We start from the raw sequence: 22228 nt of genomic DNA on the forward strand, positions 1-22228 counted from the left end.
ACCATGAACCTGAATCGTCGCACCCTCCTGCTCGCCGGTGGCGGTCTCTCGGCAGCCGCCGTCCTCGCCGCCTGTGGCAACAACAACCCGCTTTCGTCCGAATCGCCCACCGGCACCGCCCCCTCGGGTAGCCCGTCAGGTTCGGCCCCCGCCTCCGACGTCACGCTGACGCAGTGGTACCACGAGTACGGCGAGGCCGGCGTGAAGGAGGCCGTCGAGAGGTACGCGGCCGAGTACACCGGCGCCAAGGTCGAGGTGAAGTGGACCCCCGGCGAGTACGCCAAGATCCTCGCGGCCCAGCTGCTCACCGACGACGTCCCCGACGTCTTCGAGGTGGAGCAGGGCGGCAGCCTCGACATGATCCGTTCGGGTCAGCTTGAGCCCCTCAACGACATCATCGATCCGGTCAAGGACCAGTTCAACCCCGCCGTCATCAAGCGCTTCACGTTCGAGGACAAGATCTACGGCGTCCCGCAGACCATCGACATGCAGCTGCTGTACTACCGGCCCTCGCTGCTCGAGGCGAAGAACATCGCCGTGCCCACCACCTTCGAGGAGCTCGTCGCGGCCGCCAACGCCGTCAAGACCTCCGACATCGGCGGCTTCTTCGCCGGCAACGACGGCGGCGTCGGCGTGCTCGGCACCATCCTGCTGTGGGCCTCGGGCCACGAGCAGCTCAACGAGGAGCGCACCGAGGCCGCGTTCCTCACCGACGACTTCTACAACGCGCTGGTGGCCTACCGCGACTTCTCGAAGTCTGGCGGAGTCCTCCAGGCCGCGTCGGCCGAATGGTACGACCCGGGCGCCTTCGTCAACGGCGAGGCCGCGTTCCAGTGGGGCGGCCTGTGGTCGCTGCCCGCGATCAAGGAGGCCCACGGCGACGACGTCGGCGTCATCGCGTTCCCCGCGATCGGTGCCAAGGGACGCCCGGTGGTGCCGTTCGGCGCGTTCGGCGCCTGCGTCGCGGCGAAGGGCAAGAACGTCCAGGCCGCCAAGGACTTCGTCAAGTGGCTGTGGATCGACCAGGAGGACAAGCAGGTCGACTTCTCCAACGCCTACGGCACCCACGTGCCCGCCAAGGTCGCGCTGGTGCCCAAGGCCGACAAGCTCGCCGACGGCGCCGGTGCGGACGCCGCGAAGTACGTCGCCGAGAACGGCTTCACCAACGACATCATGTGGTCGGGTGCGCTGGGCGACGCGTTCAACGCCGCCGTCAGCAACGTCATCAAGAACGACGCCGACCCGGAGGCCGAGTTCGCCGGCTTCGCCGAGAAGGCCAAGACCGAGTTGGCCAAGCTGAAGGGCTAACCTGCCCGATGTTGAAGCGGCTGCGCGGACGCCAGGGACGCAACCTGTGGTTCCTGGCCTTCGTCGCGCCGTTCTTCCTGGGGCTCGCGGCGTTCGTGTACGTGCCCATCGCGTGGAGCGCGTACCTGTCGTTCTTCGACGCGCGCAACACCGTCACCCCCACCAAGTTCGTGGGGCTGGGCAACTACGCCTACCTGCTGCAGGACAAGCTGTTCCTCAACTCGCTGCTGGTGTTCGCGATCTTCGCGATCTTCATCGTGCCGCTCACCTACGTGTGCTCGCTGGGCCTCGCCCTGCTGCTGAACAACCTCAAGTACGGTCAGGCGTTCTTCCGGTCGGTGTTCTTCATCCCGACGGCGGTCAGCTACGTCATCGCCGCCATCATCTGGCGCTTCGTGTTCTTCAACGGTGCCCGCTTCGGCATGATCAACTCGTTCATCCGCAGCGCCGGCGGCGACCCGGTGAACTGGCTCGGCGGTGGGAACAACCTCTACTGGGTCGCGCTGGTGAGCGTCCGCCTGTGGCTGCAGGTGGGCTTCTACATGATCTTGTTCATCGCCGGCCTCAACCAGATCCCCCGCGAGACGTACGAGGCGGCAGCCCTCGACGGCGCCTCCGGTTGGCGGTTGCTGCGCTGGATCACGCTGCCCCAACTGCGGGCCGCGAGCGTCGCCGTCCTCATGCTGCTGTTCATCAACGCCTTCCAGGCCTTCGACGAGTTCTTCAACATGCTGAGCTCGATCGGCCAGTACCCGCCCTATGGTCGCCCCCCGCTGGTGCATCTGTACCTCATCGCCTTCGGCGGCGGCCAGCAGGATCTCGGCGTCGGCGGCGCGGGCACCATCATCCTCACCGCGATCATCGTGGTGTTCGGCCTCGGCCAGAACTGGGTACTCGGCCGCAACGAGCGGAGGGGCGCGCGATGAAGGGCAACCGGGTGCTGACGTCGGTGCGCTACGGCGTGCTGGTCGCGCTGGCGCTGCTGTTCCTGCTGCCGTTCTACGTGATCGTCCGCAACGCGTTCTCGACGCAGGGCAACATCACCGCCCCGCGCTGGAACTGGCTGCCCGACCAGTTCAACCTGACCAACCTCGACTCGCTGCTGGCCAACGACTCGATCGGCATCGGCCGGGCCATGCTCAACAGCGGGATCATGGCGGTGCTGCAGACCGGCGGCACCGTCGTCGTGTCCGTCATGGCGGGCTACGCGCTGGCCCGCTACACGCACCGGCTGGCGAAGTTCCTGCTCGGGCTGACGTTGTTCACGCTGATGGTGCCGGCGACGACGACGTTCCTGCCGATGTTCATCATGACGGCGCAGCTGGGCTGGGTCGACACCTTCCGGGGCCTGGTGATCCCGGGCATGTTCTCCGCGTTCGCGACCTACCTGTTCCGGCAGTTCTTCCTGGACTTCCCCGTCGAACTGGAGGACGCGGCGCTCGTCGACGGGTGCAACCCGTGGACGGCGTTCTGGCGGATCGTCGCGCCGAACTCCACCGGCATCATCGCGGCGGTGAGCACGATCATCCTGATCGGGTCATGGAACGCGTTCCTGTGGCCCACGTTGATCGGCCGCGACGCGACCCGCACGGTCCAGGTGGCGTTGAGCCAGTTCATGACCAGCCAGGGGGTGCGCTATCCGGAGCTGTTCATGGGGTCGCTGGTCGCGATCCTGCCGATGCTCGCGGTGTTCCTGTTCCTGCAGCGCTATCTGGTGCAGGGGCTGACGACGTCGGGCATCCGCTGAGCGTCCTTCGTGGGGCGCCGGCTTCGCGCGGGGGCCCCTCAGGAACCGGCTGCGGTCAGTGGGCGTCGGAGGCGCTGGCGAAGGTGCCCTCCGCGCGGCGGACGCCGTGGACCCGGTGCTTCGGGACCAGGTCGTCGAGAAAGCCGTAGCGCTCGAGCTTGCCCGCCGCCGACACGTCGCCGTCGGCCGCGCGGAGCTTCACGCACCTCCACCAGTCGGAGATGTCACCCCAGCCGGGGGCCGCGAGCGACCCGCCGAACTGCTGCACCGCCAACGACGAACACAGCGACGCGAACGCCAACCGGTGCCCCAACGGCCAGCCGGCGAGCACGCCCAGCACCGACGCCGCCGCGAACACGTCCCCCAGCCGGGGTGCCGGAGGAGGCGCTCAGCCGCGCGGGTCCCTGGCGGCTCGGAGCTTCACGTCGTTGCCGCCCCACCACAGGAAACCCTTGAGCACGAGGGTTCCGTTGGACCCGTCTCCCTGTGCCTCCGCCGCAATCCCGTTGCCGGCCATGATCGCCACCGATTGATCGATCACCCTGACCCCCTCCGGAACGACGACGTCGTTCCCGCCCATGATGGCGTGCAACGTGAGGGTGACGATGCGGCCCGGCCCCATGGCGGAGGTGAGATCGATGTTGTTGCCACCCCAGAAGGCCAGGTTTGAGAACTCTCGGGTGCCGCGCTGAAGCGTGACGTCGCGGCCAGACATGATGGACACACCGAACCCGGCGTCGGTCAGCCCGGTGTCGGGCAGATCATCCGGGCGGGGCACCACCGGGGCGCCGTCGGGCACTGCCAACGCGACGCCCTCTGGAAGGTCGGCGACGAGGGCGGGCAACTCGTCGGTGAATCTGGCCTTCAGTGCCTTCTCCTGCCTGTCCCGCATCTCCTCGAGATCCAGCCGACCCGCTTCGTAGGCGCGTTGCACCACGGTGAGTACCTGGTCACGGTCAGCGTCGCCGGCCCGCATCCGACGCTCGGGAAGATCTCGGCTCATAGCCCCAACCTACGCCTCCTCCCGGACACACGACGCGGGAACGGGGGCACAACTCCCCCGGACATGCGAAACCGCCCGGATCGTGTGCCACGCCAAGGCGCGGCCCAGATCCGGGCGGTATTCAGGAAGGCGTCAGCCGGCGAGGTTGTCCTCGAAGAGCTTGAGGCGATCGGCGTCGTCCGCGAAAACCTCAGCCGCATTGTCCTTGGTCACGACGACCGGGTCGAGCTGGTAGATGTCCACGTCCTTGGCGCCGTTGGGCTCCTGGGCATCGGCGGCAGGAAGACCGGAGCCCGACTGCAGGGCCTGGATGAGCTCGACGGTCTTGGCCACGAGAGCGTCCGTGGGCTTCGCGACCGTGGAGTACTGCTCACCCTTGGCGATGGAAACGATGGATTCGTTCTCGGCATCCAGTCCGTCGACGACGGGGATGGTGGTCTGGCCGGCCTGCTTCACCGAGGTGAGGATGGCACGGGCGATGCCGTCGTTCGGCGAGAGCACGCCGTGGATCTCCTTATCGGCGTAGAAGCCCGAGAGCAGGGAGTCCATGCGGGCCTGCGCCTTCGCGTTGTCCCAGTCCGGGGTTGCCACCTGGGTGAAGTCGGTCTGGCCGGAGACGACCACGAGGGTGCCGTCGTCGATCTTGGGCTGGAGCACGCTCATCGCACCCTCGAAGAAGTTCGGCGCGTTGGGGTCGGCCGGGCCACCGCCGAAGAGCTCGATGTTGTACGGGCCGGGGCCAGTGGCCTCAAGTCCCTCAAGGAGCGACTCGCCCTGCAGCTCGCCGGTGCGGATGGAGCCGAACTGGACCACCGCGTCGACGGCTTCGGTGTTCTCGATGAGACGGTCGTAGCCGATGACCGCAACGCCCGCATCGCTTGCCTTGCTGAGGACGGAGCCAAGCTGGGTGCCGTCGACCGGTCCGACGACGATCACCTTGGCGCCCTGCTCGATCATCGCTTCGATCTGCTGCTGCTGCTGCGGCACCTTCTGGTCGGCGGTCTGGATCAGCGGGGTGAACCCAGCTTCGCGGAGTTGGGCGTCGAACATGGTCTCAGCCTCTTTCCAGTTCTGGGTGCCGAGCCAGGGCAACGCCACACCGATGGTGGCGTCTGCCGCGAATCCCTCGGAGCCGCTGGCCCCGTCGGTTGCGGCCTGGCTGCCGGAGGCTTGCGTGGTCGGAGCCGCCGGAGCGGAGGTCTCGGCGCCACGGCCCCCGCCGCAGGCGGAGAGGCCCAGGGTGGAGACGAGCACTGCAGCAAGTACCGCAGTTGTTCGGGTGAGCTTCATGATGGTCCTTTCGGAGTTTTTGGGCAGGGTTGCCCAGGGTGAGGGTGGTGAGAGTGAGATGAGTGGTTCGGTGGCCGACGTCCGGCGACCGGGTTCAGGACGGGACGGTGTCCCTGCTGTCGACCGCCGGGCCTTCGACCGGCACGTCGGTGGTTGAGTCGGCGACTACCGCACTCCTGGTCGGGGCTTGCACGGCGGGGTCCGGCTTCTTGCCGAAGTTACGCATGAGCGTGCCGATGAGCGAGGGCTTGCCCTGGTTCTTGTTGTACACATCGAACGCGACGGCGGCGAGGAGGACGAGACCCTTGATGACCTGCGTCTGGTCAGCGCCGACCCCCATGAGCATGAGTCCTGAGTTGAGGACGGCCATGACAAGGCCGCCGATCATCGAGCCGACGACGGTACCGATGCCGCCGGACACTGCCGCTCCGCCGATGAACACCGCGGCGATGGCGTCAAGTTCCCACATCGTGCCGTCGGAGGGCCCGGCCGCGGTCGAGCGCCCGATGAAGAGGATGCCCGCGATCGCCGCAAGGAAGCTCATGTTCGTCATGACGAGGAAGTACGTCCGCTGGGTGTTGACGCCGGAGAGGGCAGCTGCCGCCTTGTTGCCGCCGACGGCGTAGATGTGGCGGCCGAAACGTGTGCGCTGCGTGATGACGTGGTAGACGATCACCAGCAACACCAGGATCAGACCGGGGACAGGGAAGGAAGTGCCCGGCCGACCGCTGCCGAAGAGCCACGTGACGTACCCGATGACGAGCGCGATCAGCGCCAAACGGGTGATCGTCACCCACATCGGGATCTCCGCGCCGCGTGCCTTCGCATGGCCGCGCCGCTTCAACTCGCTGTAGACGAACCAGGCCAGCGCCAGCAGGCCGAGCAACAGGGTCGAGTTGTTGAGTCCGGTCCAGGCTGGGCCCCATTCAGGGAGATAGCCGGCGCCGAGGAACGAGAACTCGGAAGGAACCGGCACGGAGATCGAGCTCGACATCCAGATGACGAGGCCGCGGAAGATCATCATTCCGGCCAAGGTCGTGATGAAGCCCGGGATACCCATCTTGGCCAGCCAGAACCCGTGCCACATGCCGACGACGACGCCGACCAGCAGTCCGAGCAGGAGCCCTGCCCACCACGGGAAGCCGTACTGCGCGATCGAGATCGCGACACTCATGCCGACGAAACCCGCCACGGAACCAACCGAGAGGTCGATCTGGCCGATGACGATGACCATCACCATCCCGATGGCCAGAATCAGAACGTAGGCGTTGCCCGAGATCAGGTTCTGGAAGTTGGAGGACGTCAGCATGCGACCCTCCGAGATGATGTCGAAGACAGCGACGAGCGCGATCAGTGCCAGCGCCATCGTGTACTGCTGGAGGTTTCCTCCGAAGACTTGTTTGAGAGCTCTCATCGTGGTGTTCTTCCCTAGAATTGCTGGGCCGTCAGGCGGGTTGGGCCGGGAGCGCCGGCGCGGTGGAGGTGGTTGTCATGCGGCGCATCAGGGTTTCCTGATCCGCCTCGGAGGCCAGTAGATCGCCGGTGATTCGGCCTTCGCAGATCGTGTAGATCCGGTCGCAGATGCCCAGGAGTTCGGGCAGCTCAGACGAGATGACGATGACGCCCTTGCCCTCGTCGGCGAGTTGATGGATGAGCTTGTAGATCTCGTACTTGGCACCGACGTCGATGCCGCGGGTGGGCTCGTCGAGGATGAGCAGCTTCGGGGACGGATACAGCCACTTGCTGAGGACCACCTTCTGCTGGTTTCCACCCGATAGCGTCGCGACCCCGACGTCGACCGACGGGCTCTTGATGCGAAGGTCCTTGCGGTACCCCTCCGCGACGGCGTTCTCCAGCTGGGGCTGCAGCAGTAGGCGACGCACGATCCCCCGCAGGTTCGCGGAGACAATTGTGGTCTTGATGTCGTCGATCAGATTGAGGCCAAGGGTCTTGCGGTCCTCGGTCACGTACGAGATGCCGGCAGCGATGGATTTCTCGACCGTGCTGTTGTCGACGGGAACGCCGTCGATCAGCAGTTCGCCAGAAAGGTAGGTGCCGTAGGAGCGGCCGAAGATGCTCCGCGCCAGCTCGGTCCGCCCGGCGCCCATGAGCCCGGCGAATCCGACAACCTCACCGCGGGCGACGGTGAAGTCCGCATCCTTCACGATCAGACGACCAGGGATGCTGGGGTGCTCGACCCGCCACCCCCGGACCTCAGCGAGGGTCTCGCCGATGTTCGGGGTGCGATGGGGGTAGCGATTCTCGAGAGAACGCCCCACCATCGCGCGGATGATGCGGTCCTCATCGACCTTGCCGGCGACGACGTCGTAGGTTTCGACGGTGCGCCCATCCCGGATCACCGTGACGGCGTCCGCGATGGCCGCGATCTCGTTCAGCTTGTGGGAGATCATCAAGCAGGTGATGCCACGCGCCTTCAGCCCTCGCATGAGGTCGAGGAGATGAGCCGAATCATCCTCGTTGAGTGCGGAGGTCGGCTCATCGAGGATGAGGACCCGGACGTTCTTGGACAGCGCCTTGGCAATTTCGACCAATTGCTGCTGGCCGACGCCCAGCGTCTTGGTCTGGGTGTCCGGGCTGATGTCCATACCGACGCGGGCAAGCAGTTCGACTGCCTGCGTCCGGGCAGCTTCCCAGTCGATCAGCGCCCCCTTCATCACCTCGGAGCCGAGGAAGATGTTCTCCGTGATGGACAACTCGGGGATCAGCGCCAGCTCCTGATGGATGATGACGATGCCCTGCTCCTCGGAGGACTTGATGCCGTTGAACCGCATCTCCTCTCCTTCGAGCAGGATCTCGCCCTCGTATGTGCCGTGCGGGTAGACCCCAGAGAGCACCTTCATGAGCGTTGACTTGCCCGCACCGTTCTCTCCACAGATGGCATGCACGTCGGCGCGCCGCACCGACATGCTCACGTCGTCGAGTGCCCGCACGCCAGGAAACAGCTTGGTGATGTTGCGCATTTCGAGTAGCGGCTTCTCAGCGATCATGTGTGTCTCCTTCGACCATCGCTGCCTCAATGTCAACGATGTCATCACAGTACATCCGCGACCCCTTGGCGTCAACCCTTGAATCCAAGAAATTTCGGCCTCCGCCTGAATCTGGCCCCATCACATGCCCCGCTCTCGATCCACGGAGCGAACTTACTTGACTTGACAAGGCATAATGCCGTCGCACTGATCGATCACCTCATGATCCATGTCTTCACCAGATGAACGCGGGGTTGCTATGGTTTGAAGATGACCGAGAACGGCGAGGCGCCGGGATCGCAGGCGTCCCTGCGTGAAGCCAACAGCGCGCGCCTTCTCAACGCCCTCACTCGCTACGGTCAGCTGACCCAGGTGGAACTGGCTGCTGCCACCGGGCTATCCCCCGCGACGGTTTCGAACATCGTTCGGCAACTGGTCGCGGACGGCGCGGTCGAAACCTCCGTGACCACCCGGTCCGGGCGGCGCGCGCAACTGGTGACGCTGGCGCGAAACGATTCCATGACCGCAGGAATCCATGCCGGGCCGCGCTCGCTGGACGTCACTCTGGTCGACGCCAATCTCAGAGAGGTCGCCCGCCAGCACCTTCCTCTACCCGCTGCTCACCGCTTCGACACCACCCTGGACCGTGCCGCACTGCTTGTCTCCGAACTGACAAGCGAACGGGGAATAGGACTCCACGACCTCGTCGGCGTGGGGGTGGCGATGCCGGCCGGAGGCAGGGTGGGCGCTGATCCTGGTCTGCCCTCGTGGGCCGGGGTAGACGTCGCCGACACCCTGGGCCGGCGGCTCGGGCGCCCTGTGTTCGTGACCCGGGAGATCGACGCCGCAGCCTCGGCCGAAGCTCGCCTGGGGGCCCTCAGGGGGACGGAGTGCGGAATCTATGTGCGAGTCGGGGACACGACCGATTCCGCGATCGTGATCCGAGGTTCAGTGCTTCGGGTGGGGACCCACGCCGCGGCTGGCATTGGCCACGTGCGGGTGTCTCCAGGTGGCGCCATCTGCCGCTGCGGCGGCCGCGGGTGCCTGAATACGGAGGTCTCCATCGACTCGTTACGTGAGTCGCTGCGGATCAGCCACGGCCCCATGTCTCTGCGTGACATCGTGTCTGCGGCCAAGGGCGGCGACCCAGGCTGCCAGCAGGTGATCTCTGACGCGGGTGCCGCAATCGGCTCCGCACTGGCTGACCTGGCGACTGCGCTCGGTCCTGATCGGATCTCAGTGGGGGGCCCACTGGCCAGAGCCGGGGACATCCTTCTCTCCCCGATCCGTGACGCATTGGAGGCCCGTCCAGTGCTGCGCGGCGCTGAAGGGCTCCTCGGCGCGGGTCACCTCAATGAATCCGCCGAGACTCTCGGCGCCGCCGCCTACGTCTTCGACATGATGTCCTTGGTACCGATGCCGGATACGGCGAGGGGAGGTGGACGACTGTGAGCGAGCCCTTACTGGAAGTGCGAGCCCTGGATAAATCCTTCGGGGGCGTACAGGCGCTCGTCGACGTGGACCTCACGGTCGGCGCCGGCGAGGTCGTGGGCCTGGTGGGCGATAACGCGGCGGGTAAGTCAACCCTTGCCCGCACCCTCGCCGGCGTCTACCAACCTGACCGCGGCCACATCCGCTTGGGCGGCGAGCCGGTGAGCCTCCCGTCCACCAGAGCGGCGTTGGACCTGGGAATCGCACCTGTGTTTCAGGAGTTCGCACTCGTCGAGACCCTCGACGTCCCGTCGAATCTCTTCCTGGGTCGCGAGTTGATCCGCGCCGACGGACTTCTCGACGAGGCGCGGATGGAGGAACTGGCGCGCGACTACCTGGATCGATTGAACAGCCGCATCCCCAATCTGCGCACCCCACTCAGCCGTCTGTCCGCCGGGCAACGCCAGTGCGTCGCCATCGCCCGCACCCTCGTCGCCAATCCGCGCATCGTTGTCCTTGACGAGCCGACCGCCTCGCTTTCGGTCAGCCAGACTGCGGAGGTGCTGAGTCACGTCGAGGGCCTTCGCGACCTCGGATTGGGCGTCATCCTCATCAGTCACAACCTCAACGATGTGCGTGCAGTAGCCGATCGAATCGAGGTACTGCGCCACGGCCGCAACAACGGGTCGTTCCGCGCAGACGAGGTCAGCTACGAGGACGTCCTTGGTGCCGTCACAGGGGCGACCCGATACCCGAAGCCCCGCTAGCTTGCGCGGCAAGGCCGTCGTCGGCTTGCCTGGCGGGAGGCCTGATCTCCCCGGACCCCCGAGCGATGAGACGCGTGGGCACGGTGACATGTTCGGCGGGCAACTCCTCACCACGAATGCGCGCGAGGAGCCGCCGTGCAGCCAACTCGCCCATGGCGTCGGGATCCTGCGCGATCACGGTGAGACCGGGGCGGATCAGATCCGCCAGGGGAACCTCGTCGAAACCGACCAGAGCGACCGTCTCCTCCAGTCCCAACCTCTGCAGCGCCCGGACCGTAGCGATGGAAATGTCGTTGCGGCCCGAGATGATCGCGGTTGGCGGAGCCTCTGCTGACATCAGACCCTCAACTGCAGCGATGACCTCCGTCTCCGTCGTGAGACCAGTGATTGCGCTGCACCCCACCAGATCCTGAGTGGCGGAGCGGAAGGCGGCTGCTCGCTCCCGCGAGGTGCTGATGGTTTGCACGTTGGCCAGGAAAGCGATCCGCTCGTGACCCCGGGATCTCACGTGATCGACCGCGGCGAGGATTCCCTGGGCGTTGTCAGAGGTGACCGTATCGCAGTCCAGATCGTTGGCCGGACGATCGACGAGCACAACAGGGAAACCGCGCTCGATCTCTCGGACCAGGAGATCATGATCAGCCCGCACCGTCATGAGAACCAACCCATCGAGCCGACGCGCGACGAATCCCTCCAGCCGCTCCAGCTCCACGGCCGGGTCGTCCTCCGTGCTGGCAGCCAGCGTGATCATCCCGGCCTCGTTGGCGACCCGCTCAATGGCCCGGTGGACCTTGGAGTCGAAGGCGTTCCCCACACTCGACAGGAGCAGTCCGATGGCTCCGGGGCTGCCGTCCAACCGCCGGAGGTCCGACGCCTGCTTATGCATGACGTAGCCCAGATCCCTCGCTGTCTTCCGCACGCGTTCCGCCGTGGCCGGAGCCACGTTCGGCTCGCCCCGCATCACGCGGGAGACGGTCTTGATCGCCACCCCGGACACGCTCGCCACCTCTCGCATGGTGGGACGACGAAGGTGCATTGACATGCTGACATAGTGCCAGAAAGGTGGAAAGGCTGTTGACAAGGAGCTCGCTCTCGCTTAACCTCCAATTGACAACGTTGTCATAGTGAAGGGAACCCACGTGCTACGAAGACTCCTACGGGCCTCTTTGGGCCTGGCGGTGGCAATCGGCGCCGCTGCCGTCCCGGCTGCGGCCGATCTGAATCTGGGCGAGGAGCCCTACCGTCCGGCGTACCACTACAGCCCGGAGACCAACTGGATGAACGACCCCAACGGGCTCGTCTACCACGACGGGGTGTACCACCTCTACTACCAGTACAACCCGCAGGCAGCCACCTGGGGGAACATGTCCTGGGGCCACGCCACCAGCCCCGACCTCGTGAACTGGGTGGAGCAGCCGTTGGCGATCGGTCAGACGTTCAACGACGCCGGACAATCGATCGAGGACATCTTCTCCGGCTCCATCGTGGTCGACACCGAGAACACCAGCGGCCTCGGCACGGCTGACAACCCCCCGCTCGTCGCGCATTACACAAGTGCGTACACCGGTGATCATCCGACCCTGGCTGGGATCCAGGCGCAGTCGGTCGCCTACTCGCTCGACGGCGGCTACACCTGGGAGAAGTACGAGGGCAATCCCGTGCTCGACCGGGGGTCGAACAACTTCCGCGATCCCAAGGTCTTCCGCTACACGTCACCCGAGACCGGGGAGTCGTACTGGGTGATGGTGACCGTTGAGGCGCTGGCGCACGAGGTCCTGATCTACCGGTCTGACGACCTTCTCCACTGGAGCTACCTCTCCACGTTCGGGCCCGCCAACGCTACGGGCGGCATCTGGGAGGTCCCGGACCTGTTCCCGCTCCCGGTCGAAGGGGCCGACGAGACCAAGTGGGTCATGATCGTCAACCTCAACCCCGGCTCGCCGGCGGGCGGCTCGGGCGCGCAGTACTTCGTCGGCGAGTTCGACGGCGAGACCTTCACCGCCGAGAACGTCGTGACCGGCGAGGAGACCGTGCCTGGCACGGTCATCGAGGACTTCGAGTTCGGGTCGTGGGCCGAATCGGACTGGACCGTCGTCAACGAGTCGGGCGACTTCAACGGGCCCTTCGGCGACGGCCCCCAGGCTGGGGCCTGGCGTGATCAGCAGGAGGTCGCGGGATACCGCGGCGACAGCCTGGTCAACAGCTTCGTTGGCTGGGACTGGCCCACCGGCACCATGACGTCGGCACCCTTCGAGGTTGAGCAGCCGTGGTTGAACCTCCTCGTGGGCGGCGGCAACCATCCCCGTGTCGAGGGCGGCCAGATGGGCAATGAGCCACCCGCCGGCAGCCTCCTCTGGAATGGGTTCGAGGGCTTGCGTGACGGTTCCAGCCTCGCCGACATCGGTTGGGTGGGTACCGGCGATCTGCAGGCCACCCGCAGCCCCTCCTCCGCCGGCGGCGACTACTACATCGGCGACGCCCGCATCAACACCTGGGAAGGCGGGCCCAACGGCGACGACAATAAGGGCACGCTCACCTCGCCGTCGTTTGAAATCAGCGGCGACTACATCTCCTTCCTCATCGGCGGCGGTCATGAAAGGCCGGGTCTGGCACTCGAGCTGATCGTCGACGGTGACGTGGTGCGCACCGCAGCCGGCCAAGACGCCGGCGCGCTTCAGTGGACGACGTGGGATGTCGCGGAGTTCCGCGGACTCGAGGGCACACTCCGGATCGTCGACGAAGTCGGAGGGGGCTGGGGCCACCTGACCTTGGACCACGTGGTGGTCGGGGACGAGCCTGCTCAGCCCCGTTCATCCGAGACCACTGTCAACCTGGTGGTTGACGGTGAAGTCGTGCGCAGCGCCACCGGCAACAACTCCGAGACGCTCGACTGGGCGTCATGGGACGTCGCCGAGTTCATCGGCAGCGAAGCCGAGATCATGATCGTCGACAACAACCGCTTCGGCTGGGGCCACATCCTCGTCGATGACATCGTCGCCAGCGATGCTGCGCAGCCCCGCCGCATCGAAAGCTACGACTGGCTCGACTGGGGCCCCGACTACTACGCGGCCATTTCGTTCGCGAACGTGCCGGACGGACGACGCATCATGATGGCGTGGATGAACGACTGGCGCTACGCCAACGCCATCCCCACCGCTCCGTGGCGTAGCGCCAACGCGCTGCCCCGCGAACTGACCCTGCAACTGGTGGACGGCGCCTACGAACTGGAGCAGGCGCCCGTTCGTGAACTGGCGTCTCTCGAAGTGAAGTCCGACAGGCTACGACGCACCAACGTCACGGTGGCAGACACTGCCACCGCACTGCCCTGGTCCTCGGATGCCTACAAGCTCGAGGTCACCGTCGATCCGCAGGACGCCACCTTCGCCGGCGTCGCCGTCCGCACCAACAGCGCGTTCGGAGACGAGGGCGGCGAAGGCACCCTGATCGGAATCGATACTGCAGCGGGACGACTCGTCGTGGACCGCACGAGCGCCGGGGAGGACTCGTTCCACCCCCAGTTCGCGGCCGCCTATTCAGCACCTCTGGTCCACGAGGACGGACGGCAGACCTTCACGGTCTACGTCGACAGGTCGTCGGTCGAGGTGTTCGCCGACGGCGGCCTCCGCACGATCACGAGTCAGATCTTCCCCGATCCCAACTCGCTGGGGCTCTCACTCGTCAGCGAGGGAGGCACCGCCCGGTTCGTCTCGGTGGTGGCGACGCCGCTCACCCCGAGTGTCCACACCGGCGCCCAGGCGATGGAGGCCGAGGTGACGTCCGCCCAGTGCACGGCTGGAGTGATTGTGACCGTGACGAATCCGACGGACGAGAGGCAGAGCGTTCGGCTTGACTCGGTTTCGGGCCACCGCAACGTGACTCTCGCAGCCGGTCAGACCGCTCAGGTCCGCTTGAACGGGAAGCCCGCCAAGGAAGCCGGCAGCCTGACGATCGAGGCCACGGCGAGGCCGAGCCAGACGACGAGCTGGACTTCCGTCAGCATGCCCGCCTGCAGCTGATCACCAGAAGAACCGGCGCGCGGCCCTACGCCGCGCGCCGGTTCTTTCTGTCGTAGGGCGCATGCGGGCTGGGATTCTTCCGGGTGATCTACGCTGGCCAGCATCCAGCGTCAGGAGGCACAATGCTGATCCTCGCCATCGGATCTCGCGGCGACGTCCAACCTGCGGCCGTGCTCGCCGGTGCGCTCAAGCGGGCAGGGGTCGGCGCCCGCGTCGTCGGGCTCAAGGAGTACGCCGACGTCGCCTCCGAACTCGGCGCCGACTTCGTCCCCGTGGACGCGAGCATCGCGGATGCGATCGGCTCGACGCGAGGCCACCTCGGCCGCCTCGCCGCGGGTTCCCGCCCTGGCCAGGCCGTGCTGTTGCACAGCTGGAGCGCCGCGATCGCCGGTGCCGTGAGCGACGCGGTGCTCGCGGCTCTGAAGCCCGGGGAGTCTCTCCTCAGCGGTGTGCTGACCCGCGACGTCGCCAGCGCGCTGGCCGGCGACCGCAAGGTGGGCACGTTGGTCTTCAGCGGGCTGCTGCCGACCAGGCACGCCGAGAGCCACTTCCTGCACAACTACTTCACCCGGCTGGACAGCTACAACCGGTGGGGATCAGCGCTCGGCTGGACGATGAGCTCGAGCGTGGGCTTGTCGTTCGGGCGCGAGATGCGCCGTCGGCTCGGGCTCCCCCGGCTCGGCGTCAGACGCGCGGCGGTCGAGGCGGACCGCCACCCCATCGTGGTCGCGGCCAGCCCGACCCTCGTGCCGCCGGCGTCGGACTGGCCAGCCAACGTGCACCAGACCGGATTCCTCGCCGCCCCGGTGCCGGACTTCCAGCCCGACGACCACCTCGCACACTGGCTCGGGTCCGGAGCCGTCTACGTGGGCTTCGGCAGCATGACCGGCGGCGCCGATCTCGACTCGCTGACGATGCTGTCGGCAGCGGCCCGGATCGCGGACCGGAAGGTGGTGACGATTGCCCCGCCCGGCGTCGATCCCGGTGCTGTCTCCGAGCGCGTGCTTGCGGTCGGGTCCGTCCCGCACGCCTGGCTCTTCCCTCGGTGCGCGGCGGTGGTGCACCACGGCGGCTCGGGGACAACCCACGACGGTCTTCGCGCGGGCGTGCCCAGTATGGCCGTGCCGCACGGCGTCGATCAGCCCTACCACGGCTGGCGGCTGCAGCGCCTCGGCGTCGGACCGGCGCCGCTGCCCGTTCGAAAGCTCTCGGCCGAGCGTCTGGGCGCGCTGCTCCGCGACTTCCCGGAGGACGAGGGATTCCGCGACCGCGCCGCGCAGGTGGGCGAGCGCATCCGCAGCGAGGACGGCGTCGCCCTCACCGTCGACCACCTGATCGGCCTGGGTTTCTCCTGACCGCCACCCCGCCGCACGCAACGCCAACCGAGACGGCCGAACGCCAACGCGAATAGCTCGTCGCCAACCCGACCCAGCGACGCCCCTGAGATCTCGCGGGCGTCGTTGGCGTTCAGTTCTCTTCGTTGGCGTCTGGTTACCCTCGCTGGCGTTGGCGACGCCGTCGCGATCGTGCGTTCGGCTGCGCGGCGATCATCCCTCGACTAGCCTCGATTACGCCGCCTCTGGACCGGCGGCGCGCCTGCATGGGCGCACAACCTCTCACCGAAGGAGTCCACATGACCGACAAGCGTCACCTTTCAGACGACGAGATCCTCACCTCCGACCGCAACAACCCCGCCGGCACCGTGCCGGACGCGCACGCGGGCGGCGAACTCGAATCAACCTCTGACCGCAACAACCCTGCCGGCAACGTCGGCCATGACGGCGGCGACGCCGACGGCACCGACGGCGACAGCACCGACGTGGTGGATGGCGACAGCACCGACGGCGGCGACGCGGACGCCACCGACGCCTGACCGATGAGTCAGCTGGATCTGCTGACCGGCGACGCCCACGCCTTCCTCGAGGAGGCGTGGGGTCGCCGGATCCACGTGCACACCATCCCGGCCACCGAGCTGGCCGGGATCTTCGACATTGAGCAGGCCGACCACCTCATCACCCAGACGGCCATTCGCACGCCTCAGATCCGGATGGCGCAGGACGGGTCCGTGCTGGCCGAATCGCGGTACACCCGCCAGGCGACGATCGCCGGTAAACCCATGACCGGCCTCATCGACTCACGCAAGGTCCTCGATCTCTTCGCCGACGGCGCCACCATCGTCTTCCAGGGGCTCCAGCGCTACTGGGAACCCCTCCGCCAGCTCGTTCGCGGACTTGAGCAGCAGCTGGGTCACCCGTGCCAGGCCAACGCCTACCTCACCCCGCCAGGATCGCAGGGCTTCGCCCTTCACTCCGACTCCCACGATGTCATCGTCTTCCAGACCTACGGCGCCAAGGAGTGGGAGGTTCACGACGACAACGGCGCCCGCCAGGTGTTGATGGTGCCCGGCACCTCGATGTATCTGCCGACCGGTACGCCCCACATGGCCCGCACCCAGAACACTGCGTCGCTCCATGTCACCCTCGGGATCAACCGGTACCTCTGGCGAGACCTCGTCAAGAAGATCGTCGACCCGATCGTGAACTCCATGGACGACCCGTTGCCCGGCAACGTCTTCGGTGACTCCGCATCCATCGCCGCCACGCTCAGGGAGAAGCTCGACGAGGTGGCCCGGCAGCTGGCCTGGTCGGACACCGAGCAGGCCGTTCAACAGTTCGAGCAGACATTCTTGTCCGGCCGACAGAGCGTGCTCGGCGGCGGATTGATGGACAGGCTGTCGCTCCCCGACGTCGGCCTCACCTCCGCCATTCGCCGCCGCGCCGGGAGCACCTGCCAGCTGCGCGAGGACGGCGACCGTCTCGGCCTCTACCTGGGCGATCGCGTGGTGACGGTGCCCGCCGATCTCCGCGACACCGTCGAGCTCGTCCTCGCCCAGGAGGGCGCCTTCACCCCCGCACTTCTCGGCGACCAGCTCGACGACGGGAGCGCCGTCGTGCTCGTGAAGCGTCTCATTCGTGAGGGGCTGTTGGAAGTGGTGCGTTGACCCGTTCCAGCCTTCCGCTGTCGGTCGAGCCCGCCTCGACCGACCGTGGCTACCGGTGCTCGACGGGCAGCAGGGAGCGCGGCGAGCCGCTGACGGCCACCGCGTCGACCGTGTCGAGGTTCCTCCTCATGGAGGAGCCGGGGCCGTGGGGCCCGGCGGTGCTCAACTGCTACCGCGTGCCCGACCCGGTGCGACAGCTGGCGGAGAGCTGGGAGCGCGAATTCGGTATCCGACCCCTGCTCATCCGGCGGCCCGGCCGCTCGGCTCCGGCCCCCCGTCGGATCTTCGTCGTCAACGCCGCGCACGGCTGGGCGCAGACCACCACCGTCGAGAGCCTCGACGACGTGGCCTCACTGGATCTGTCCGGCATCGGGTCCAGCGCAGGGGTAGGTCTCACCCCGCACGTCGACCCCGTCCTTCTCGTCTGCACCCACGGTCGGCACGACGCCTGCTGTGCGGAGCGAGGCCGGCCTGTTGCGGCCGAGCTGGCCCGGCGGTGGCCCGACCTGGTGTGGGAATCGTCGCACCTGGGTGGTGACCGGTTCGCCGCGAACCTGGTCACCCTGCCGGACGGTCACTACTACGGGCGGATGGAGCCCGACTCTGCCGTCGATGTCGTCGAACGGCACCTCTCCGGGCATCTCACCCCACGCTTCCATCGCGGCCGCTCGATCCGGCCCTGGGTGGCCCAGGCCGCCGAAGCCGCGGTCCGGGAACGTCTCGGCGAGACGCGGCTCGATGCCGTGCGCACCCACGTCCTGCGACGCGAGGCGAGCTGGGCGGAGGTCGAGGTGTTCGTCGGGGAGTCGCGCTACGTCGAGGTGGTCGACGTCGCGCGCGCCGACCCCGCGCTCCTCACGTGCACCTCTCCCCTGCCGAGCGCCGCCCCCACCTACGTCGTCCGCGACGCTTGAGCTGACGCTGACGGCAGTTCGCCGTTCCGGCACCGCGGGTGAGGGAAGGCAGCACGTCCCGAAAGGTGCCATTCAGCGACATGTACGACCACTGTGGTCGCGCGTGTCACCAAACTGACCCCTTCAGAGCAGGGGCGTCACCGCTCGTCCTCACGGTCGCTCTCACCGGAGCAGGCCAGCTACAGCGACGCGAGGTCGATGTTTCGGAGCTGCCCGTTGTAGTGGCGACGGATCTCCAGCTTCCGCTCGAGGTCCTCGATGATCGGGGCCGCGAAGTTCTCCTCGTAGAGGGACTGGCAGCTACCGAGACCACCTGGGCTGAAGACGTTGACCTCCATCAGCTTGTCGCCGACGATGTCGAGGCCCACGAGGAACATGCCGTCGGCCACGAGCTTCGGGCGGACGACCTCGACCATCCGCAGCATCTCGTCGGTCACCTTCACCGACTCGGCCTTGCCGCCAGCCGACATGTTCGACCGCAGGTCAGAGCCGCTGCTCCGGCGTCGGAACGCGGCGTACTTCCCGTTGACCCTGAGCGGCTTGCCGTTCATGACGAACATGCGCACGTCCCCGTTCTTCGCCTCCTCCAGGTACTCCTGGGCGACGATGTAGCCGTCGCGGCCGATGGCCTCGATGATCTGGCTCATGTTCGGCGACTCGTCGGTGTTGACGAGGAAGACCCCGCTGCCGCCCGACCCCTGCAGCGGCTTGAGGACGGCCTTCCCACCGAGGGACTTGATGAACTTCGTGATCTGCGACTCATCCCGCGAGATGAGCGTCCGGGGGCGCACCACCTCCGGGAAGTGCTGGAAGTAGGCCTTGGAGAGCGCATTGGCGAGCGACCCCGGGTCGTTGACGACGAGGGTGCCGGTCGAGGCGATGAGCTGACCGAACGCGACCCCCGCGTTGTTGGCCCACGGCGCCTGGTTCGCGTCGTCGGCGGGATCGGCCCGCTGCATCACGACGTCGAACTCAGAAAGAGTGATGTACTCCTCCATGTCCGGCTTCTGGACATCCTCGAGGAACCGCTCGAGGGAGCGGTAGTTACTCCCCTTCGCCCCCCTCGCCTTCGCACTCAGCGAGCCGTCGGGCTCGTAGGCGAAATCGCCCATCCCCAGCAGCCACGTGTCGTGGCCCATGTTCGTGGCCTGCATGGCCAGGCGGGTGGTGGTGTAGACGGCTTTCTCCGTCATGACGTCGTTGACGACGAAACCGATCTTCATGCTGCTTCTCCTTGGATGAGGTCGACGGGGTCGGTGAGGTGAGCCGCGGCGTCGAGTCGATCGCGACCCGCGGAGGAATCGAACCAGCGCGGCAGGATGACGGGCTCGTGGAGCACGCCTCTGGCGTTGAGTTCTTCGATGAGAGGCAGATCCTGGAGGGAGAACTTGCCGAGGAAGAAGGCGTCGATCTCGCCGCCGTGGCGCAGATGGTCGAGCAGATCGAGGAGGCCGCGCAGGTAGCAGGCGTCCTTGGTGAGCCCGCCCGACCGGAACACGCGCATCACCGTGGTGAAGCCACCGCCGCGGGAGAACCCGTCGTCGACGAGGCCCTCCCAGCATTCGCGGAAGGTATGGCCGACAAGCATGCGGTGGACGGTGACGACACGCCCCGCGAGCTGACGCAGGCGCGACGCCGTGAGCTCGCCCGCGGCGATCTCGGACAGCACCGCAACACCCTCCTGGGTCTCGTCGTAGCCGGCGAGACCGGTGCCCATCACCTGCAGTGGCTGGTGGGAGCCGTTGACCTGGGTGACCAGGTGGGTGCCCACCTCATGCTGGACGAGCGCGTTGGCGCGGTTGGCGGCGACCAACGTCTCGGGCCCGATGATGAGCAGGTTGTCCGACACCATGACGCCTGTGGAGTCGTGACGCACCTCGGCGTGGATGTCGACGTCGGGCTCGAGTTCGCGGTAGTAGTCGAGCTCCTCGTTCGCGAGCGCGAGGAACTGCTCGGCGGTCAGCCGCTCCCCCGCCCACGGCGCCGGCTCGACGCGTTCGAGGATCGACTCCGCCGCCGTCAGCAGGTCGTTGTGCACGCCGCCGAAGAGCTCGATGCTGAGGTTGCGGAAGTCCGCTGAATTGCGGCAGCGCAGCATGGACAGCTGGAGGTCCAGCTCACGGTGCTTGTTTCGGAGCAGGGACGCCACCGTCGTGTCCTGGACCCGCCCCACGTCGATGCTGTGCAGCACGGTCTGGAGCACCTCGGGGTCGATGATGTACTCGCGGTAGGTGAACGTCGGCTCAACGACGTCGCCGGCCAGGAACGCCTCCTTGACGTCCTCGGCGTCGATGGGCGTGACGTCGAGGATGAACCGGAAGCTGGTGCTGAGCTGCGACAGCTGCAGATCGATGGCCTGGTCCAGCTTCGCCAGCGGGTTGGGCGTCATCGCGGCATGGCCTCCAGCACGGGGCCGAAGGACTTTTCGATCGCATCACCGAGCCTGGTCAGATGATCCTCGTCCACCTCGCCGGTCCACTCATCCATGAAGGTCTTCTTGAACTCGATGGCCAGCACGCAGCCGACGCCGGGATAGCGGCCGTGGACGAACCAGGCCAGGTTCTGGCCGAGGAACTTGACGTTGTCGCGCACATCGAAGCCCTCGTCGAGCATCGTCTGACGGAACGCGCCGACGACGGCGCCGAACGTCACGTGGTCGACCGACCCTGTCCCGAGGTTCACCTCGGGGTTCTCTTCCGCGGGTGCCGGCTCGGCGTCAGCCCCGTCGCGGCGATGGTTGTAGGAGTGGATGTCATAGAGGACGAACGGGCCCCGGGCCGCCACCTCGTCGAGCCGCTCGGCGAGCGCGGCGAAGAACGAGTCGTACTCCTCCATCGAACGCTCGACGACGTCGTCGGGCAGGGACCCCGAACTCCAGACGTCCAGGTCCCAGCAGTCGGCCGGGCTGCGGTAGACGGTCTTCTCGCGCACCCGGTTGAGGTCCATCTCGAACCGGGAGCGGTGCACGACGATCTGCGCCGGGGCACGGGCGGCGATCCGGTCGGTGTGGGGGTCCTCTTCCCGCAGGCGGTCGGCCTCGTCGAGGATCATCAGGTCGGCGACTTCCGGGCGCAGGTCGTGCCCGGCGTGGATCGCCGATGCGATCAGCTGGCCCGACCAGTCCCCTCGAAATTCGTAAGCGTCCATCCGGCCATTCTTGTGGAGCGGATCAAGCCTTGGCCGGAAACCGGCGAGAATGCGCCGGCCGGCTACGCCTCAGCCGGCGTGGATGTACACCTTCTCTGGGCCGACGAAACAGGTGACGGTGGGTTTGCCGACCAGGCACTGCGTGTCAAACGCGCTTTGCCTGACGGGGTCTGGCACGGCGGGCAGGGTGACGGTGGCTCCCTGCGGCCGGTCCGCGGCCGGCACTGCACCGTAAGCTTTGAGTATCTCCTGCGCAAACTCGCAACTCGACTTACCCGTGGTAGCAGTGCCGTTCTGGCAGTCTGTCGCCTCCTCCGGCACGCCGGGGAACGGGGGTGAGTAGGTGGGCGATGCAACAGCCGTGGTGGTTGGCGTGGGCTCGGGCTCATCGGCTCCCATCAGTTGGTCGCCCCAGGCCCACCAGACCCAATAACCAACGCCGAGGAGTGTCAGAAGTGTCAGTCCCCTTAGCACTCCCCGTTTTCTGCCCGCTTTCGATGAGTGGTCTCCCAGCAACTGCTTGGGGCCTTCGTCGATGGTTCCGCCAGTCGACTCGGAAAGAGCAACACCCTTCGCGGGACCCTCCATCCCACACAGTTCACAAGCAAGTTCTGAAC

Annotated in this window: 20 protein-coding genes; 10 read left to right on the top strand and 10 right to left on the bottom strand. The window is 66.8% G+C overall.

Annotated features, from left to right (window positions below; translation table 11 throughout):
- Positions 1 to 3 precede the first annotated feature (3 nt).
- The 3 genes from RPIT_RS11850 to RPIT_RS11860 are packed head-to-tail and all read left to right on the top strand — an operon-like array spanning position 4 to position 3055.
- Positions 4 to 1308, top strand: a complete 1305-nt coding sequence (locus RPIT_RS11850) for an ABC transporter substrate-binding protein (RefSeq protein WP_077343546.1) — start codon at positions 4 to 6, stop codon at positions 1306 to 1308.
- A gap of 8 nt (positions 1309 to 1316) precedes the next feature.
- Positions 1317 to 2234: a carbohydrate ABC transporter permease gene (locus RPIT_RS11855; protein WP_077343549.1), complete on the top strand. Its 918-nt coding sequence runs from the start codon at positions 1317 to 1319 to the stop codon at positions 2232 to 2234.
- Positions 2231 to 3055: a carbohydrate ABC transporter permease gene (locus RPIT_RS11860; RefSeq protein WP_077343552.1), complete on the top strand. Its 825-nt coding sequence runs from the start codon at positions 2231 to 2233 to the stop codon at positions 3053 to 3055. Before RPIT_RS11855 ends, RPIT_RS11860 begins: the two co-directional genes overlap by 4 nt.
- 55 nt (positions 3056 to 3110) lie before the next feature.
- Here the strand turns inward: RPIT_RS11860 and RPIT_RS11865 are convergent, their stop codons facing one another.
- The 5 genes from RPIT_RS11865 to mmsA all read right to left on the bottom strand — a co-directional run bounded on the left by RPIT_RS11865 (position 3111) and on the right by mmsA (position 8356).
- Positions 3111 to 3413, bottom strand: coding sequence for a hypothetical protein (locus RPIT_RS11865; RefSeq protein WP_077343555.1), 303 nt, complete (start codon positions 3411 to 3413; stop codon positions 3111 to 3113).
- 30 nt (positions 3414 to 3443) lie between these two features.
- The gene (locus RPIT_RS11870) at positions 3444 to 4058 is read right to left on the bottom strand and encodes a DUF1707 SHOCT-like domain-containing protein (RefSeq protein ID WP_077343558.1); all 615 of its coding nucleotides are present in this window, start codon (positions 4056 to 4058) and stop codon (positions 3444 to 3446) included.
- Between the two features lie 132 nt (positions 4059 to 4190).
- Positions 4191 to 5348, bottom strand: a complete 1158-nt coding sequence (locus RPIT_RS11875) for a substrate-binding domain-containing protein (protein WP_077343561.1) — start codon at positions 5346 to 5348, stop codon at positions 4191 to 4193.
- Between the two features lie 94 nt (positions 5349 to 5442).
- The gene (locus RPIT_RS11880) at positions 5443 to 6762 is read right to left on the bottom strand and encodes a sugar ABC transporter permease (RefSeq protein WP_077343564.1); all 1320 of its coding nucleotides are present in this window, start codon (positions 6760 to 6762) and stop codon (positions 5443 to 5445) included.
- 31 nt (positions 6763 to 6793) lie between these two features.
- The gene (mmsA, locus tag RPIT_RS11885) at positions 6794 to 8356 is read right to left on the bottom strand and encodes a multiple monosaccharide ABC transporter ATP-binding protein (protein ID WP_077343567.1); all 1563 of its coding nucleotides are present in this window, start codon (positions 8354 to 8356) and stop codon (positions 6794 to 6796) included.
- 249 nt (positions 8357 to 8605) lie between these two features.
- Between mmsA and RPIT_RS11890 the strand changes: the two genes are divergently transcribed.
- A complete protein-coding gene (locus tag RPIT_RS11890; protein WP_077343569.1) occupies positions 8606 to 9787 on the top strand; it encodes an ROK family transcriptional regulator in 1182 nt (393 codons plus the stop codon).
- Positions 9784 to 10533 carry an ATP-binding cassette domain-containing protein gene (locus tag RPIT_RS11895; protein WP_077343572.1) on the top strand — a complete coding sequence of 250 codons (750 nt, stop codon included), beginning with the start codon at positions 9784 to 9786 and terminating at the stop codon, positions 10531 to 10533. The genes RPIT_RS11890 and RPIT_RS11895 overlap by 4 nt, the downstream gene beginning before the upstream one ends.
- Here the strand turns inward: RPIT_RS11895 and RPIT_RS11900 are convergent.
- The gene (locus RPIT_RS11900) at positions 10499 to 11575 is read right to left on the bottom strand and encodes a LacI family DNA-binding transcriptional regulator (protein WP_077343575.1); all 1077 of its coding nucleotides are present in this window, start codon (positions 11573 to 11575) and stop codon (positions 10499 to 10501) included. The two genes, RPIT_RS11895 and RPIT_RS11900, sit on opposite strands and share 35 nt — an antisense overlap.
- Positions 11576 to 11711: 136 nt before the next feature.
- On the opposite strand from RPIT_RS11900, the gene RPIT_RS11905 reads away from it, so the two are divergent.
- The 5 genes from RPIT_RS11905 (at position 11712) to RPIT_RS11925 (ending at position 18464) form a co-directional block, all read left to right on the top strand.
- Positions 11712 to 14549 carry a glycoside hydrolase family 32 protein gene (locus RPIT_RS11905; protein WP_226996264.1) on the top strand — a complete coding sequence of 946 codons (2838 nt, stop codon included), beginning with the start codon at positions 11712 to 11714 and terminating at the stop codon, positions 14547 to 14549.
- A 122-nt stretch (positions 14550 to 14671) separates the two neighbouring features.
- Positions 14672 to 15904, top strand: coding sequence for a nucleotide disphospho-sugar-binding domain-containing protein (locus RPIT_RS11910; protein ID WP_077343578.1), 1233 nt, complete (start codon positions 14672 to 14674; stop codon positions 15902 to 15904).
- 278 nt (positions 15905 to 16182) lie between these two features.
- Entirely contained in the window at positions 16183 to 16422 is a 240-nt protein-coding gene (locus tag RPIT_RS11915) for a hypothetical protein (protein WP_077343581.1), read from the top strand.
- 3 nt (positions 16423 to 16425) lie between these two features.
- Positions 16426 to 17550 carry a JmjC domain-containing protein gene (locus tag RPIT_RS11920; RefSeq protein ID WP_077343583.1) on the top strand — a complete coding sequence of 375 codons (1125 nt, stop codon included), beginning with the start codon at positions 16426 to 16428 and terminating at the stop codon, positions 17548 to 17550.
- Positions 17547 to 18464: a sucrase ferredoxin gene (locus tag RPIT_RS11925; protein ID WP_077343586.1), complete on the top strand. Its 918-nt coding sequence runs from the start codon at positions 17547 to 17549 to the stop codon at positions 18462 to 18464. The genes RPIT_RS11920 and RPIT_RS11925 overlap by 4 nt, the downstream gene beginning before the upstream one ends.
- A gap of 179 nt (positions 18465 to 18643) precedes the next feature.
- Here RPIT_RS11925 and RPIT_RS11930 read toward each other — a convergent pair whose 3' ends face one another.
- The 4 genes from RPIT_RS11930 to RPIT_RS11945 all read right to left on the bottom strand — a co-directional run bounded on the left by RPIT_RS11930 (position 18644) and on the right by RPIT_RS11945 (position 22199).
- Positions 18644 to 19687, bottom strand: a complete 1044-nt coding sequence (locus RPIT_RS11930; protein ID WP_077343589.1) for a glutathione synthetase — start codon at positions 19685 to 19687, stop codon at positions 18644 to 18646.
- Complete coding sequence (locus RPIT_RS11935) at positions 19684 to 20853, bottom strand: tyrosine/phenylalanine carboxypeptidase domain-containing protein (protein ID WP_077343592.1); 1170 nt, start codon at positions 20851 to 20853, stop codon at positions 19684 to 19686. The genes RPIT_RS11930 and RPIT_RS11935 overlap by 4 nt, the downstream gene beginning before the upstream one ends.
- Positions 20850 to 21611: an N-formylglutamate amidohydrolase gene (locus RPIT_RS11940; protein ID WP_077343595.1), complete on the bottom strand. Its 762-nt coding sequence runs from the start codon at positions 21609 to 21611 to the stop codon at positions 20850 to 20852. Before RPIT_RS11940 ends, RPIT_RS11935 begins: the two co-directional genes overlap by 4 nt.
- Positions 21612 to 21680: 69 nt before the next feature.
- Positions 21681 to 22199 (bottom strand): hypothetical protein, encoded by a 519-nt coding sequence (locus RPIT_RS11945; RefSeq protein ID WP_143028253.1) that lies wholly within the window; start codon positions 22197 to 22199, stop codon positions 21681 to 21683.
- Positions 22200 to 22228 lie beyond the last annotated feature (29 nt).

The organism is Tessaracoccus flavus, from assembly GCF_001997295.1.
Classification (GTDB): domain Bacteria; phylum Actinomycetota; class Actinomycetes; order Propionibacteriales; family Propionibacteriaceae; genus Arachnia; species Arachnia flava.